General features: G+C 53.3%; 13 protein-coding genes. 8 read left to right on the top strand and 5 right to left on the bottom strand.

Annotation, left to right across the window (positions count from 1 at the left end):
• Positions 1 to 16: 16 nt before the first annotated feature.
• The 6 genes from BLQ17_RS14220 (at position 17) to BLQ17_RS14195 (ending at position 4,842) form a co-directional block, all read left to right on the top strand.
• Entirely contained in the window at positions 17 to 1,225 is a 1,209-nt protein-coding gene (locus tag BLQ17_RS14220; protein ID WP_092223990.1) for an NADH:ubiquinone reductase (Na(+)-transporting) subunit B, read from the top strand.
• Complete coding sequence (locus BLQ17_RS14215; RefSeq protein WP_092223988.1) at positions 1,218 to 2,006, top strand: Na(+)-translocating NADH-quinone reductase subunit C; 789 nt, start codon at positions 1,218 to 1,220, stop codon at positions 2,004 to 2,006. Before BLQ17_RS14220 ends, BLQ17_RS14215 begins: the two co-directional genes overlap by 8 nt.
• Positions 1,999 to 2,622 (top strand): NADH:ubiquinone reductase (Na(+)-transporting) subunit D, encoded by a 624-nt coding sequence (locus tag BLQ17_RS14210; protein ID WP_092223986.1) that lies wholly within the window; start codon positions 1,999 to 2,001, stop codon positions 2,620 to 2,622. The genes BLQ17_RS14215 and BLQ17_RS14210 overlap by 8 nt, the downstream gene beginning before the upstream one ends.
• Positions 2,622 to 3,230: an NADH:ubiquinone reductase (Na(+)-transporting) subunit E gene (nqrE, locus tag BLQ17_RS14205; protein WP_092223984.1), complete on the top strand. Its 609-nt coding sequence runs from the start codon at positions 2,622 to 2,624 to the stop codon at positions 3,228 to 3,230. The genes BLQ17_RS14210 and nqrE overlap by 1 nt, the downstream gene beginning before the upstream one ends.
• A gap of 60 nt (positions 3,231 to 3,290) precedes the next feature.
• Entirely contained in the window at positions 3,291 to 4,511 is a 1,221-nt protein-coding gene (gene nqrF / locus BLQ17_RS14200) for an NADH:ubiquinone reductase (Na(+)-transporting) subunit F (protein WP_092223981.1), read from the top strand.
• A gap of 88 nt (positions 4,512 to 4,599) precedes the next feature.
• The gene (locus BLQ17_RS14195; protein ID WP_092223979.1) at positions 4,600 to 4,842 is read left to right on the top strand and encodes a hypothetical protein; all 243 of its coding nucleotides are present in this window, start codon (positions 4,600 to 4,602) and stop codon (positions 4,840 to 4,842) included.
• Between the two features lie 23 nt (positions 4,843 to 4,865).
• On the opposite strand, the gene prfB is transcribed toward BLQ17_RS14195, so the two are convergent.
• From prfB to BLQ17_RS14180, 3 genes are all read right to left on the bottom strand, one after another.
• A protein-coding gene (gene prfB, locus BLQ17_RS14190) for a peptide chain release factor 2 (RefSeq protein ID WP_407919126.1) occupies positions 4,866 to 5,979 on the bottom strand; the annotation gives its coding sequence in 2 pieces (ribosomal slippage) (positions 4,866 to 5,907 and positions 5,906 to 5,979; 1,116 coding nt in all).
• An 86-nt stretch (positions 5,980 to 6,065) separates the two neighbouring features.
• A complete protein-coding gene (lnt, locus tag BLQ17_RS14185; RefSeq protein WP_092223975.1) occupies positions 6,066 to 7,643 on the bottom strand; it encodes an apolipoprotein N-acyltransferase in 1,578 nt (525 codons plus the stop codon).
• Positions 7,644 to 7,646: 3 nt separating this feature from the next.
• Positions 7,647 to 8,537 (bottom strand): hemolysin family protein, encoded by an 891-nt coding sequence (locus BLQ17_RS14180; protein WP_092223973.1) that lies wholly within the window; start codon positions 8,535 to 8,537, stop codon positions 7,647 to 7,649.
• A 376-nt stretch (positions 8,538 to 8,913) separates the two neighbouring features.
• On the opposite strand from BLQ17_RS14180, the gene BLQ17_RS14175 reads away from it, so the two are divergent.
• On the top strand, positions 8,914 to 10,317 hold the full coding sequence (locus BLQ17_RS14175; protein WP_092223971.1) for a biotin carboxylase N-terminal domain-containing protein: 1,404 nt from the start codon (positions 8,914 to 8,916) through the stop codon (positions 10,315 to 10,317).
• A gap of 29 nt (positions 10,318 to 10,346) precedes the next feature.
• Positions 10,347 to 12,626, top strand: a complete 2,280-nt coding sequence (locus tag BLQ17_RS14170) for an acetyl-CoA carboxylase carboxyl transferase subunit alpha/beta (RefSeq protein WP_092223969.1) — start codon at positions 10,347 to 10,349, stop codon at positions 12,624 to 12,626.
• 85 nt (positions 12,627 to 12,711) lie between these two features.
• Here BLQ17_RS14170 and nhaD read toward each other — a convergent pair whose 3' ends face one another.
• Positions 12,712 to 14,139 carry a sodium:proton antiporter NhaD gene (gene nhaD / locus BLQ17_RS14165; protein ID WP_218121803.1) on the bottom strand — a complete coding sequence of 476 codons (1,428 nt, stop codon included), beginning with the start codon at positions 14,137 to 14,139 and terminating at the stop codon, positions 12,712 to 12,714.
• A 108-nt stretch (positions 14,140 to 14,247) separates the two neighbouring features.
• Positions 14,248 to 15,744: an SLC13 family permease gene (locus BLQ17_RS14160; RefSeq protein ID WP_092223965.1), complete on the bottom strand. Its 1,497-nt coding sequence runs from the start codon at positions 15,742 to 15,744 to the stop codon at positions 14,248 to 14,250.
• Position 15,745: the final 1 nt, after the last annotated feature.

Genomic DNA, 15,745 nt, shown 5'->3' with positions numbered 1-15,745 from the left:
GGGTGACGAAATACCGATGAAATTTTTAAGCAGATTTATAGAAAATGCGGGAAAATTTTTCGAAAAAGGGCAACCGCTTGAGAAATTGTATCCTCTTTACGAGGCGTTCGACTCTTTTCTCTTCGGCTCCAACCAAACCACCAAGCAGGCTCCCCATATCAGGGACTCCATCGACCTCAAGAGGATAATGACCACCGTGCTCATTGCCCTCATCCCCTGCACCTTCATGGCTCTCTGGAACACCGGCTACCAGGCCAATCAGCTCATCGCCGAGCTTGGCACAGGTGTTCCCGGCGGCTGGAGAGGGTCGATAATGACAGCGGTGGGCTGCGACCCGCACAGTGTTCTCTCGAACCTGACTTACGGCGCTCTCTATTTTCTGCCTATCTATGTGGTAACCATGGTGGTCGGCTCCTTTTGGGAAGGGGTGTTTAACCTGGTAAGGGGACATGAATTTTCGGAAGCGTTTCTGGTAACCGGCCTGCTCTTCTCCCTCAGTCTGCCACCGGACATACCGCTGTGGCAGGTGGCGGTCGGCATCAGCTTCGGCCTGGTCTTCGCCAAGGAGGTGTTTGGCGGAGTGGGCCGCAACTTCATGAACCCGGCGCTCGCCTCGCGGGCTTTTCTCTACTTCGCCTATCCGGCGCAGATGACCGGCGATACCGTGTGGAACGCGGTGGACGGCGTATCCAGCGCCACCCCCCTGGGCCAGATCGCCGCAGCGGCTCCGGGACAACCGCTTGACACCTTGTCGTTTTCGTGGGTTCAGAGTTTTCTCGGTACCATACCGGGCTCCATGGGAGAAACCTCGACCCTGGCCTGCCTCTTCGGTGCTGCCGTTCTCCTGGTCACCCGAATCGCCCCGTGGCGGGTAATCGCCGCGGGCCTTCTCGGTGCAATACTGTGCAGCTGCTTTTTCTACTTTTCGACAAATGACGCGAACCCACTGTGGGCGATACCTCCCCACCACCACCTGGTATACGGCGGCTTCGCTTTCGGTCTGGTGTTCATGGCGACCGACCCGGTTTCCGCGGCCCACACCGCGATGGGGCAATGGATTTACGGAATTCTGGTGGGAGTCCTCGCCATCATGATACGGGTTGCCAATCCAGCATATCCCGAAGGGATCATGCTGGCAATCCTGCTTGGCAATATCTTCGCCCCGCTGTTTGATTTTTTTGTTATCCAGGCCAACATAAAGAGAAGGATATTACGCAATGGCTGATGAAAACCCCGCCAAACCTTTTTATTCCGTTCTTGTTCTGGCATTCGTCTGCTCCGCCCTGGTCGCCGGCGCCGCGGTCGGCCTGCGGCCGATGCAGGAGGCTAACAAACTTCTCGACAGGAAAAAGCACATCCTTTACGCGGCAGGACTCTATGACGACAGCAAGACCATAGAGGAGATGTTCGCCCCCATTAAAACCCGGGTGGTCGACCTTGAAAGCGGCCAATTCGTCGAGGACGGCTCAATCGATGGAGGAGGCGATTTCAATCAGGTAAAATCCGCCTTGACCAAGGATCTTGGGCGTACCATACCCGGCGATGAGGATATCGCCAAGCTCCACAGGATTGAGAAATACTCCTTGGTCTACCTGGTCATGGACGGCGGACAGGTCAAACAGGTCGTTTTACCTGTCAGAGGCAAGGGGTTGTGGTCGACCATGTACGCATACGTGTCACTGGCAGGCGACATGTCGACAATTCGCGGGGTCTCATTCTACGAACATGGGGAAACCCCGGGACTGGGCGGTGAGATCGAAAACAGACGGTGGCAGCAGGGGTGGGTCGACAAGAAGATCTATGACCAGTCCGAAACAGTCAAGCTCTCATTTGCCAAGGGAAAAGCGGCAGCAACAGGCGAGGCCGCAAGCTACATGATCGACGGGCTGTCCGGGGCCACGCTAACCACCAAGGGAGTTGAAAAACTGATGAAATTCTGGTTTGGCGATCACGGCTTCAAACCCTTTATCGAGAACATGTCCAAAAAGGAATCGACCAATGGCTGAAACAAAGACCGAGCTGCTGTCACGTTCGATATTCAAACGTAATCCCATAGCCCTGCTGGTCTTGGGCATCTGCTCCGCCCTGGCCGTGACCGGCCAGATGAACACCGCTCTGGTTATGTCGATCTGCGTAACCTTCGTGGTCTCGTTCTCCAGCCTCACCATCAGCATTGTCCGTTACCAGATCCCGAACTCGGTGAGGATAGGGATACAGATAACGGTGATTGCAACGCTGGTCATCATTGTGGACCAGCTGCTCAAAGCCTTTCTTTTCGACCTCTCGAAACAACTCTCCATCTATGTCGGCCTGATCATCACCAACTGTATAGTGATGGGACGCGCCGAGGGTTTTGCCATGTCAAATCCCCCGGTACCCAGTTTCATAGACGGCATCGGCAACGGCATGGGGTACGGCTTCATCCTGATGTCAGTTGCGTTCATACGAGAACTGCTGGGCTCCGGCTCACTTTTCGGCTATGAGGTTCTGCAGTTGACCACCAACGGCGGCTGGTACCTGCGCAACAGCTTTCTGGTGCTGCCGGCAAGCGCTTTTTTTCTCATCGCTCTTTTGATCTGGCTGCTGAGAACCATCGACCCGAGCCAGCAGGAGGAAAATTAATGGCACACTATCTGGATATAATAATCCGCTCAATTTTTCTTGAGAACCTGCCGCTCAGCTTCTTTCTTGGCATGTGCACTTTCCTGGCAATCTCCAAACAGGTGAAAACGGCCATGGGGCTTGGTGCCGCCGTCCTGTTCATCCAGGCGATTACCGTTCCCATAAACAACCTGATCCTCAACCATCTTCTCAAGCCGGGAGCCCTGGCATGGGCGGGACAGCCCGACATCGACCTCACTTTCCTGGGACTTCTCACCTACATAGCGATTATCGCCGCAGTGGTGCAGATTCTGGAGATGGTGCTCGACCGCTTCATTCCCGCGCTCTATAACACCCTGGGAATATTTCTTCCGCTGCTTACCGTCAACTGCGCAATTCTCGGCGGCACGCTGTTTATGGTGGAAAGGGATTACACCTTCGGCGAGTCGATGGCGTACGGAGTCGGGTCCGGAGCCGGTTTCTTTCTGGCTGTGGTGTGCCTCGGCGGCATAAGGGAGAGGCTGGAATACGCCGACGCCCCCGCCGGCCTGCGGGGACTTGGGCTCACCTTCATCACGGCCGGATTGATGGCTATCGCTTTCATGGGACTTGCCGGCATGGAGATATAGCCACCTGGCAACTGCAAGATAAAACTGCAATGAACAGGCCGCATTCAAAGGATTTTGGCAATGACTGAAATATATTATGGCGTTCTCTGCTTTTTAGCTATTCAGCTCATCCTGGTCACCCTCATCGTCGTGGCCAAGAAGACCCTGCTTCCCAGCGGGGAAATATCCATAGAGATAAACGACGACAAGCAGTTTGCCACCAAACCGGGCGGCAAACTGCTCACCACGCTGGCCGACGAAGGGATTATCCTCTCTTCCGCCTGCGGTGGCGGCGGCAGCTGCGGCCAGTGCCGCTGCGTCGTCCTGGAAGGCGGCGGCTCCATCCTGCCCACGGAAAGATCAAAGATCAACAACCGGGACGCAAAAAGGGGGATGCGACTCTCCTGCCAGGTGGCGGTAAAGCGTGACATGAAGATTGTGGTTCCCAAGGAGATGATGGATGCCAAGAAATGGCACTGCAAGGTAGTTTCAAACAAAAATGTGGCCACTTTCATCAAGGAGCTGGTCATCAAGATCCCGGAAGGAGAAGATGTCGATTTCCGGGCCGGAGGATATATCCAGATTGAGGTCCCGCCGCACACCATCGACTACCAGAATTTCGAGATCGACGACCGGTTTCTTGCCGACTGGACCAAGTTCAAGATGTTCCAATATAAATCCCACGTGCACACCCCAGTCACCAGGGCCTATTCGATGGCCAACTACCCCGGAGAAAAAGGTGTCATCAAGCTCAACGTCAGAATCGCCAGTCCCCCGCCGAAACGCCCGGATTTTCCGCCCGGCCAGGTTTCATCCTACATTTTCAATCTGCAGCCGGGAGATGACGTTACCATAACCGGGCCGTTCGGTGAGTTCTTCATGGACGACAGTGATTCGGAGGTCATTCTCGTCGGCGGGGGAGCCGGAATGGCGCCCCTTCGCAGCCATGTCTTCGATCTCTTTAAAGCGCAGAAGACCACCCGTAAAGTCTCCTACTGGTACGGGGGGCGAAGCCTGAAAGAATGCTTTTATCTGGAAGAATTTTACCAACTGGAAAAGCAACACGAAAACTTTTCTTTTCACCTCGCCCTGTCCGACCCCCAGCCGGAAGACAAATGGAACGGCCACACCGGCTATATCCACATGGTATTATTAAACGAATACCTTAACGATCATCCCGCTCCGGAGGATGTGAACTACTATCTCTGCGGCCCGCCGATGATGAACCAGTCGGTCTTTGACATGCTGGAGAACCTCGGGGTGGAACAGGAAAATATCCATTATGACGATTTCGGCGGCTGAACAACCAGGAAAAAACAGATAAATATGGAGCTCCCCTTATTTTCCATGACCGGTTGGGTTTGACCGGAACCATGATTATACTACCGGTATGATGATTTTTTTATTGACCTTTGCAATCTCGTTTTTGTTCCTGGCCGCGACGGCGCTGCTTATCAATTTCTGCAAGAAAAAGCAGAACCGGACCAACCATGGACTCACCGGGATGTGCCATGAGAGCGGGGGCCAGATGTGCAGCAGCTGCAGCTCCAGGATGCAGCTGCTGCAGTCAGACGGGAACAGACCGCCGAAAGAACAACAGCCGGACCGGCAGTTGCGCCGGTCTTCGCCCTGACCCACAATATTTTCCGGCAGCGACTAGTTTTTTCCGAGCAACAGGTAAGCCTTGATAAAAGGGTCCAGATTCCCGTCCATTACCGCATCGACATTGCCGGTCTCGTGATCGGTCCGGTGATCCTTGACCATCCGGTACGGCTGCATCACGTAGGAACGAATCTGGCTCCCCCAGGAGATGCCTTTCTTGTCTCCGGACAACCCCTCCTGCTCCTCGGCTTTCTTCTGTTTTTCCAGTTCATAGAGCTGGGCGGCAAGCATCTTCATCGCCGTGTCCTTGTTGCGGTGCTGGCTCCGTTCGTTCTGGCACTGTACCACTATGCCGGTGGGCAGATGGGTGATGCGGATGGCCGAATCGGTTTTATTGACGTGCTGTCCTCCGGCGCCGCTGGAACGATAGGTATCGACCCGGAGATCTTTTTCATCGATATCCACCTTGATCGAGTCGTCAAGTTCAGGCATCACCATTACCGAGGCAAACGAGGTATGCCTCCGTCCGCTGGCGTCAAAGGGTGATATCCGTACCAGCCTGTGAATCCCCAGTTCGGAGCGGAGGTATCCGTAGGCAAACCGTCCGGAGAACATGACGGTCACGCTTTTGACCCCCGCCTCGTCTCCGGCCAGGTAGTCGAGAATATTCGTTTTAAATCCTCTGGCTTCCGCCCAGCGAAGATACATCCGCAACAACATCTCGGTCCAGTCCTGGGCCTCGGTCCCCCCTGCCCCCGCATGGATTGCGACGATCGCATTGGATTTGTCATGTTCGCCGTTGAACATGCACTCCAGTTCGGCCATCGCCAGATCCTCACTGAGAACGACTATTTTTTCAGCAATCTCAAGCTCAAGATCAGGATCCTTTTCCTCTATCACCATTTCCAGGAACAGTTCGGTATCCTCAACCTCCTTCCACCTGCCTTCCCAGTCGTTTATCTGGTCCTGGATCTGGCCCAGTTCTTTTTGTACGACCCTGGCCTGGTCCGCATCATTCCAGAAATCCGGGGCAAGTGTCTGGCGTTCCAGCTGCTCCAACCGCTCTTTTTTGCTGGCTAAGTCAAAGATGCTCCTTTAAAGCGAGCAAACGCGCTTTCAGATCGCTTAATTTCTGTTTCGATACCGCTGCACCTGTTTCAATAGACATAGTAATCACCTCGAAAAATAAATTTGTAATTGTTATATTACCGGCTCTGCAGCCTGTTTTGCACTCTTCCTGCAATCCGCCGGATATTAATGCATAAACCGGTCTTCTGTCCAGACACGTCTGGTACACCCGACGACTATTCCGAGAACCGCCAGTACAAGGCAGGCCGGACCGAACCAGAATCCGTACCCGGTCCAAAAGGTCATGGTGGGCATCAGGACCACATCTGCTGCCGCCGACCAGTCGACAAAGATCTCCGACTGCTTGTTAATCCTCCCCGCCGGAGTGATAAAAGCCGAGATTCCGGTATTGGCCGAGCGGATAAGGGACCGCCGTGTTTCGACTGCCCTGAATACAGACATCGCCAGACTATGGTATGGGGCACTCGACTTACCATACCAGGCATCATTAGTCAAATTCACCAGCACGTTGCTCCCCGCCAGCACCCATTTTCGGCTCAACTCGGGAAAAACCGACTCAAAACAGATCAGCACCCCCGCTTTCGCTCCATCCACAAGTGTCAGGGGTTTTTCGATTTTTCCGCTGGAAAAATCCCCCACCGCCTCGACCAGGGGAGCAAGAAACGGCAGCAGCCTCTTGAGCGGCACATATTCGCCAAACGGTACCAGGTGGGACTTAAAATATCTTCCGCCCAGCCTGCCGTCGGGCAATATCAGCATGGCGCTGTTAAAATACTCCTGGTTGCTCCGCGAAGAATCGATCGTTTCGTACCACGGTGCACCGGTCATTACAGTGAGTTCCAGGCGCCTGGCAAAAGTTTGCAACACATCGGTAAAAGGACTGCTCTGCGGATAAAAAGGCATTGCCGTTTCCGGCCAGATCACGCACGACACGTTTTCACGCTTTTTCAGCAAAACAGTGGCCCTCAGGTATTTGTCAACAGTCTCCTCCTTGAGCCGCGAAGACCATTTACGACTCTGATCGATATTACCCTGGACTATCCCCACCTTTATTCGCCGGGTCTGGTCGGCCGCCATCCGGTGTGCAATCCCGGCAAGACGGTTCTGCCCATAGACAAGTACTGCTCCGGTAATGGCCGCGACCAGGGCCGTAAGCAGAAAAACTTCCCGTGCCCGGTATTTCCCGCCCAGCAACAGAAATCCGAGACAATTGACGAGAACCACCAGATAACTCACGCCGTGGTGACCGAAAAGATCGGCTACCTGAATTATCGGCACCACACTATAGAGCATGTACCCTATATCCATCCAGGGAAAACCGGTGAGAAAAATTCCACGGAACCAGTCGATCCCCACCCACAGCGCAGGAACAACAACCAGGGTGACACCAATCGGATAACGGTGATAAAAAAACGCCGCACCACTTGCAAAGATTGCGGAATATAACGCCATATAGAGAACAAGAAGCGCCAGGCCAGCCACCGCAACGGGCAGGGGCAAGCCGCCGTATTTGCCAAGAACCGCAACCAGCCAGTAGAGGTGGAGAGTATGGTGTATCACCCCGAACACCAGTCCGACCAGAAACGGCCTGACCCGTTGCCTGACCTGCAACACTCCTAAAAAATAAGGGACAAGTGCAACAAACACCAGCGGCCAGAAATTCCCTCCTCCGGGAGAACCGCAAAACAGCAACAGGCCACTGACGACAGCCAGGACAAAAGGGTGATTGACAACAGCTCTCACGTGTTATCCTTTATCAACACTCATCCGGTGCACCAAAATCTTTCTAATTCGCCGCGCCGATGCACTTTTAACGGTAAAAGTGAAATCGCCAATTTCGACACTATCGCCTAGTTGCGCTATTCTTCCGAGAAGATGGATCACCAGCCCGCCGGCCGACTCATACGGCCCGTCGGGAAATTCCACATCGAAGTGCTCTTCTATTTTTTCGATATCAACCCAGCCGTGCACACTTATCGTGTCACCATCAATGACCTCGAGCGAACGCTCCTCCTCGTCATATTCATCATCAATCTCACCGACAATTTCCTCGAGGATATCCTCCATGGTGATCAGCCCCCGCATGGCCCCGAATTCATCTGTAACCATGGCCATGTGAACTTTCCGCTTCTGGAATTCGCGCAGCAGATCGACGATCGGCTTTGATTCGGGAATAAAATAGATAGGCCGCAGATAATCGACAATGTCCACACGCTCCTTACGGGGACTGGCGCACAACTCCAAGAGGTCTTTGGCGTGTATCAGACCGATCACCTTGTCAGGATTGCCATCATAAACCGGAATCCTGGTAAACCCGCTCTGGATCACAATTTCCACCAGCACCGACATCGGCGAAGCCCTGTCAAAGGACACCACCTCAGCGGCCGGAGTCATGACCTCCGACGCATTGGTTTCCCGGAATTCGAGGATCGAGTTGATCATCTTCTCTTCCAGGGCTGAGATCAAACCGTGTTCTTCCCCTTCTTCCAGCAATTCCTGGATCTCGTGGTCAAGGTCTTCCTTGGTACCCGGACGCCTGAAGTCCAACAGAGAAATCAATCTTCTGAAAAATCCTTTTTCCTGTTCGTTCGGTTCCGGCTCCGACTCACTTTCATCACCAACAGATTGGTTGTTCATCAATAATTTATTTTAAGTTTACCTGGTCAGCATCCAGCGATGTACACCGGAGCCGATTGACTTGTTCCTGCAACAGCAGCCGCAGACGAGATAAGCGACCGCCTGTTGGGAACAGTACATCCTCCTTCCCATGTTTTTCACACCCCTAACTATGAAAGTTGCCCCAAACCATGTCAAGTATAAAGATACACTTCTTCTATCCTGCAACGGTTGTCTCTTGCAAAACCGGGAAGAATTCAACATTTGCCCTTTTCTAAACAAAACCCCGTGACTATAGTAGCCTCGTTTTTCATCCGTCGGCAACCGGGCATACATTCAACGAAGCCCCGGACCGGTTACAAATTACCGATATCATAGACTCTCAGTGAGGAATAGTTTGGAAGGAAAGGTTCTAATTGCAAATCGCGGCGAAATCGCGATCAGGATCATGAAAGCATGCATGGATCTTGGTCTTGAATATGTTGTTGTCTATACCGATGCCGACAGGAACTCGGAACATGTGCGGCAAAACCGGACGGAAGGCCCAAACCAGAACGCCTGGCGCATTACCAGCTACACCGAGCCCAACGATATTCTGGCTGTCGCCGACCATACCGGATGTACGGCCATCCATCCTGGATACGGCTTTTTTTCAGAGGATTTCCGTTTTGCCAGAAGAGCGACAAAACGTGACAGGCCCCTCACCTTTATCGGACCGAACTGGCAGGTAATAAGGGATCTCGGAGACAAGATCAATACCAAGCGTATCGCCAACAAGCTGGGTATTCCCACCATTCCCGGCACAGATGCACCGATCTACAACGAGATGGAAGCCGAAGAAATCGCCGAGCACCTTCTGGACGACCAGAAAAACAAGGGAACCGACAATCCTTCCATTCTCATCAAAGCCGCCGCCGGCGGCGGCGGAATGGGCATTGAAGAGGTAACGGAAATAGAACATTTCAGAAGAGTGTACCGGCAGCTGCAGAACTACGCCAAAAGGCAGTTCGGAGACGGCGGCGTGCTCATCGAGCAGTGCTTGAGAGACTACAATCATCTCGAGGTACAGCTGCTCTGTTCAAGATACGGTGAACGCATACACTTCAGTTCGAGAAACTGCACCATCCAGTCGACGGGACGCCAGAAACGGGTGGAAGCCGCCCCCGGATTTCACCGTTCCTGTTTTGATTACCAGTTCGAAGAACAGAAGGTACTTGACCAGATCGTCGACTACTCCCTGAAGCTGGCTGCACATGTCAAATATGATAATGTCGGCACCTGGGAATGGATCGTCGACCGGACGGGCCAGCCGTACCTGCTCGAGGTAAACACCAGGATCCAGGTGGAAAACGACATTTCAGCACGCATCAGTTATATCGACGGCCAACAACCGAACCTGATCAGGGAACAGATAAGACTGGCCCTGGGCGAACGAATCGGCTTCAAACAGAAAGCGGTTAAATTCAAAGGTGCCGCCATTGAACTTCGCATAGTCGCCGAGGACACCAAGAGGGGGTTTTCCCCGTGGATAGGCACGATCAATGAATTCAGTTTTCCCAACTTTCCATGGTCGGCCGTCTATTCCCACGTTCCCCAGGACCGTCCTTACTCCATCCCCAGTGATTTCGACCCAAACCTAGCACTGGCCCTGGTATGGGGGGAAGACATGGATGATGCCAAGCAGAAAGCAGCCCAGTTCATCGAACAGACCACAATCAGGGGCGAGGATTCAAGCGGTAACCCGATCATCACCAACCTGAACTATCTTAAAAACAATCTGGATCGCCTTCTCGCCTTCTGACGGCCGATCTGGACCAACACGCTTTTACCATGAAAGAATTACTCAAAAAGCTTCTTAAAATAGAGGAACGGATTGCCTATCTGCTGCAGGTCAAGGACTACACAAGCTGGGGCAACCTGGACGGCTACAGACAGAGCTGTGAACAGCTCAGACGAAATATTTACGAATATACCGAGGAAAAAGTGACACGGGAGCTGGCCAGGCTCGATGAATCGATCACCTTCCTGGAAGAACGGGCGGAAGAGCACCTGAGTCCGATGGAAAGGGTAAGAATCGTCAGGTCGTCCCAGCGGTTCAGCCTCAAGGATATCCTGGAAAACGTCTACGAGGACTACACCGAACTCGGCGGAGAAGACGACACCAATGTCGACCCGGCAATGATCTGTGCCAAGGCAACCATCACCAGACGGATCAAGAACAAACCGTATACCCACTCAGTGATGGTAATCGGCCAGGAGACCGGCCATGGAGAAGAGTTCCGTAACGGCGGATCGTGCCGTCCCCAGGGCAACGAAAAGGCGCTGCGATATATGAAAGTTGCCGAAACTGAAGGGATTCCGATTCATTTTTATATCTTCACCCCCGGCTCTTACCCGGTTGAAGAGGGACCCGGCGCCGCCCAGCAGATTGCCAGAAACATCTACGCCATGACCAAACTGCGGGTGCCGATGATTTCCATGATATCCGAGGGAGGGTCCGGCGGTGCCGAGGCGATCGGCCTATCCGATTACAGAATCATGGCTTCCCACGGCTACTATTCCGTCATTTCCCCCGAAGGCGCTGCCGCCATAGAAGGAAAGATAAAAGAAGGCCTCAAGGTTCCCCGGGAACTGATAGAAGTCTGCGCTGACAGGCTGAAGCTGACAGCAAAGGACAATCTCGCCCTGGGAACCATCGACAGGATCATCTACGAACCGGTACTCGGCGCCAAAAGGGACGACTACCAATTCTTCGGCAAGATACGGGCGGAGATGGTCCGGGCAACCGACAAGGTGGTGCTCTCGGTAAAAAGTTTCAGCGCGCTGCGCACCTACGAGATTCGCCGAAAAAAACATAAACCGGCAAACGAGGAAGAACTCCAGATGGCACTTCCCTGGGATCTCAACAAAGATGAAGTAAAGCGGCTCTTGGAGATTCGCTCCAGGAAATATCATGAAATGGGGCGGATCGGTTTTACCGGAATTGCCGAACATGAAGGAGGTTTCTACCAGAGGGCGAGGATAAAAACGGAAAAGGTCTATTATTCACTTCGCTATGATGTCATGAAGAACCACAAGCGCCAGGTTTCCAAGGTGATAAGCGACGTTTCCGGGGAAGGGTCCATCATGTTGCGGCGAATAAAAGAACCGTTTGACGCGATCAGGACCTTGTGGGGAAGAAAAAAAGAGAACAGACCCCAGAAACTGATCACCTATACCGGCACCACCGGTCCCCATGGGAACAGTTCCGTCCGCGTCGACCCTCTCGAACTGACGGACACCTACACCAGTCCGCTGGCGAACTCGGACAGAACCGTCAGCTGTCCCAACAGCGACAGATACGGCTGCAAGGATCTGTGGGTCCCCGATCTTTACGGGGCATTTGCCGGGGTGTGCGAAACATGCGGTCACCACTTCCCGCTGGAACACCAGTGGTACCTGAGAAATATTTTCGACACGGGGTCGATAAAACATTTCAATACCGATATCGCATCGACCAATCCTCTGAACTACACCGGCTTTACCGAACGGCTCAACAGATCGAAAGACAAGACCGGCTGGCGCTCAGGCAACATGACCTTCCACGCCAAAATCAATGGCATAAAAATTGTCGTCACCATGCTTTATTCAGATTTTCGCAACGGAACAGTGGGCAGCGCCGAGGGTGAAAAATTCGCCCAGGCATGCGACTTGGCAAAGCGTAAGAAAAGACCGCTGCTCGCCTATGTCCACACCACCGGTGGCATCCGCATCCAGGAAGGCGCCTTAGGCGTCACCCAGATGCCCAAATGCACCATGGCCGTGAGGGAATACATCGACGCAGGCGGACTCTACCTGGTCGTGTATGACAACAACTCCTACGCGGGACCGTTGGCATCGTTTCTGGGGTGTTCGCCGTACCAGTTTGCCATTCGCTCCAGCCGTATAGGATTCGCCGGGCCACGGGTGATCCGGGAGACCACCGGCACCGACATCCCCCCCGATTACCATTCGGCGAGAAATGCTCTTAAACGCGGTCATATCCAAGGCATCTGGGATCGCCGCGACTTCAGAAGAAACCTCCACAAGGCACTGCTGACCATGGGCAGTTCCAGCCTCTACTACAGGTAAGCCTATAAAAAAAAAGCAAGGCATCTCCGGCTGCAGCCGGAGATGCCTTGTCAGGAACGCGGGAAAGGGTGTTGCGGTAAAACGGCTAAAAAAGCTTCCCGTTAACCAGGAAATGGACCCAGATACTTGCCGCATACCCCAAGGCGATCACCGGGCTCCACTTGAGATGCCCGAAAAAAGTATACTTACCCCGGGCCTGTCCCATCAGCGCGACGCCGGCGGCCGACCCTATTGACAAAAGGCTGCCGCCTACCCCTGCGGTGAGGGTCACGAGCAGCCACTGGCCATGGGACATATCCGGCATCATGGTCAAAACGGCAAACATCACTGGAATATTGTCAACAATTGCCGACAGCAGACCAACCGTGACATTGGCCGCCGTCGGTCCCCAGTCAAGGTACATGACCTTGGACACCAGGGCCAGGTAGCCCATAAACCCAAGACCACCGACACAAAGGATAATACCGTAGAAAAAAAGCAGGGTATCCCATTCCGCGCGAGCGACTTTCTTGAACACGTCAAACGCGAGGATCTGGCCGATGCGCTCTTCAGCTTTCTCCGGATCGTAGGTCTGGTAACGGCTGACATGGGTCCTGTTCAGATAATAGCCGTAGATTTTCAACAGCGAAAGACCCGCCATCATGCCCACCATCGGCGGCAACTGCAGAAAGTTGTGAAACGATACCGCTGTCGCGATGGTCCAGAGAAACAACCCCATGATGACGAACGCCCCTCTTTTAAGCTTTAAGTCCTCCGTCTGTGCTTCGGGTTTCTTATTGGCAATGGCAAAACTCATGATAAACGCCGGTACCAGCCAGTTTACGACCGACGGAACAAACAACGCCAGGAATTCCTGAAACTGCACGACCCCTTTTTGCCACACCATAAGGGTGGTAATGTCGCCGAACGGGCTGAACGCTCCTCCGGCATTGGCGGCGACAACTATATTGATACAGCTCAGCCCGACGAACTTGGTATCCTCCTTGCCGATCGCCATCACCACGGCGCACATCAGCAGAGCGGTGGTCAGGTTGTCCGCTATAGGTGATATGAAAAATGCCAGCACCCCGGTAATCCAGAATAAACTTTTATAGGAAAACCCGGCGTTGACCAATTTGACCCTGAGCACCTCGAACACCTGCCGCTCTTCGAGGGCATTGATGAAGGTCATAGCCACCAGCAGAAATAAAAAGAGTTCGGCGTACTCCAGGATGTTGTGGCGAATTGCCGTTTCAGCCGCATGATCAATCCCGTTGATTGCATAGACGAGGCCGATGAGTCCCCAGATGATACCGGCGGCGAGCAGTACCGGTTTTGACTTGCGCATATGAGTTACTTCTTCGGTCATTACGAACGCGTATGCTATTACAAAAACGACCAGGGCCACATACCCTGCCCAATGGGCCGTCAGGTTCAGCGTTTCCACACCTGCTGCGGCGGCCATGGCAACGGAACTGAATCCGGGCACGGCCAATAGAATACCTAAAACAATAAAACCAAATGTTTTCATCATGTTACTCCACGTAAAATTACAGTTTTTTTTACCTACTAAAACGCGATAAAAGAAATGGTGGTTTCCTAGGAGACCACCATTTCCAATTTTCCCGCATGCTAAGTGAAATTAAGCGATCGGCACGGTGGTCGTCATCCCCATCAACGGCCAGATCACAGTGACCGCCAGCCAGGTCACCACCATCAGAAGGATAGAGGCAGGGATACCGTACATGACAAACTCTCCGGTGGTGAACTGCTTTGAATTATAGGCAATGGCGTTGGGGGCGGCACCCACCAACAGCAGAAACGGCATACCCGCCACCACCAGGGAAGAAAAAAGGATAACCTCGCCGGCAACGCCCAGATAGGGAGCCACCACCAGTGCCACCGGCAGGGATATGGCTATTGCCGCAACGTTCATGATAAAATTGGTCATTATCATGACGAAAAACGCCATCCCCATGACAAAAACGATTCCCGGGGCATCCTTGAACAGTTGCAGCCAATTCACCGCCATCCATTTTGCCGCTCCGGTCTCCCAGAGGCAAAACCCTATCGACATGGCGCCGGCAAAGAGCAAGATGATGTTCCAGGGGATCTCTTCAAGATCGTCCAGGTCGAGGATGTTGCATACGAAAAATGCAATGGTTGAACAGAGCATGATCCCGGTCTTGTTGAGAGAGGATAATGCCGGGACAAAGTTTTTCAAAGCGATGATAAAAATGGTCGCAAGGACAATGACAACGGTGAGGATCTCCTTCCGGTTCCAGCGTCCCAATTCCGCATACATCCTCCCGGCCCGCTCCTTGAGCCCTTCTATACGCTTTTTTTCCGGCCGCGCCAGCACCATGATGAACCCCCAGAGAAGGATAACCATCAACCACCCCACCGGAAACATATACATGGTCAACTCGAAAAAGCTGATATCAACGTTCATGATATCCTTATAAAACCCGAGTGCCACCGCACCGCGAGCCGCACCCAGCAGCGTGATTATACTGCCCGCACCTGCCACGTAAGCCATGCCGATAAACAGCCCTTTGCCGAATTTTGTCGGGGTGTCGTTGTCGGCATAAAGGGAATGGATCGCCATAAGCAGGGGAAACATCGTCGCTGCAACGGCGGTATGGGCCATAACGTGGGTGAGCGCCGCGGTCATGACGAAACAGCCCAGATAGATCATACTGGTCCGCTCACCCACTATCGACAGCATCTTGTAGGCCAGCCGCTTGGTAAGACCGGTTTTGGTAAACACCATGCCGATGACGATGGAACCGAAAATGAACAATACCGATGGATCCATAAAATCCTTGAAGGCAACCTTCGGGTCGCGAATCAAGAACAGGGCCTGCAGAACACCTATTGTAATACTGGTGATCCCGATCGGTACCACCTCAAAAACCCACCAGACCGCCGCCAGGCCAAACACCGCAAGCGCCCCCTTGGCCTCTTTTGACAGGACGAAATGCTCCCCCAGGGGATCGATCGCATCCGGCCACGGAGGACTCCAGTAGATGATTGAAAAAACTGCAATACCGAGGAAAGTAAAAAACAGACGCCGATAATTGACTGCAACCTTGGCAGCAGCAGGCGCTTGGGTTTGGGTAACTGTTAACTCGCTCATA

It is taken from the genome of Desulforhopalus singaporensis, from assembly GCF_900104445.1.
In the GTDB taxonomy this organism is placed as follows: domain Bacteria; phylum Desulfobacterota; class Desulfobulbia; order Desulfobulbales; family Desulfocapsaceae; genus Desulforhopalus_A; species Desulforhopalus_A singaporensis.
This window is presented reverse-complemented; position numbering and strand designations above follow the sequence as displayed.

Excerpts from the sequence above, each read along its gene's own strand:
- BLQ17_RS14220 (WP_092223990.1), top strand. The coding sequence starts at position 17 with ATGAAATTTTTAAGCAGATTTATAGAAAATGCGGGAAAATTTTTCGAA.
- BLQ17_RS14215 (WP_092223988.1), top strand. The coding sequence starts at position 1,218 with ATGGCTGATGAAAACCCCGCCAAACCTTTTTATTCCGTTCTTGTTCTG.
- BLQ17_RS14210 (WP_092223986.1), top strand. The coding sequence starts at position 1,999 with ATGGCTGAAACAAAGACCGAGCTGCTGTCACGTTCGATATTCAAACGT.
- nqrE (WP_092223984.1), top strand. The coding sequence starts at position 2,622 with ATGGCACACTATCTGGATATAATAATCCGCTCAATTTTTCTTGAGAAC.
- nqrF (WP_092223981.1), top strand. The coding sequence starts at position 3,291 with ATGACTGAAATATATTATGGCGTTCTCTGCTTTTTAGCTATTCAGCTC.
- BLQ17_RS14195 (WP_092223979.1), top strand. The coding sequence starts at position 4,600 with ATGATGATTTTTTTATTGACCTTTGCAATCTCGTTTTTGTTCCTGGCC.
- BLQ17_RS14180 (WP_092223973.1), bottom strand. The coding sequence starts at position 8,537 with ATGAACAACCAATCTGTTGGTGATGAAAGTGAGTCGGAGCCGGAACCG.
- BLQ17_RS14170 (WP_092223969.1), top strand. The coding sequence starts at position 10,347 with ATGAAAGAATTACTCAAAAAGCTTCTTAAAATAGAGGAACGGATTGCC.
- nhaD (WP_218121803.1), bottom strand. The coding sequence starts at position 14,139 with ATGATGAAAACATTTGGTTTTATTGTTTTAGGTATTCTATTGGCCGTG.
- BLQ17_RS14160 (WP_092223965.1), bottom strand. The coding sequence starts at position 15,744 with ATGAGCGAGTTAACAGTTACCCAAACCCAAGCGCCTGCTGCTGCCAAG.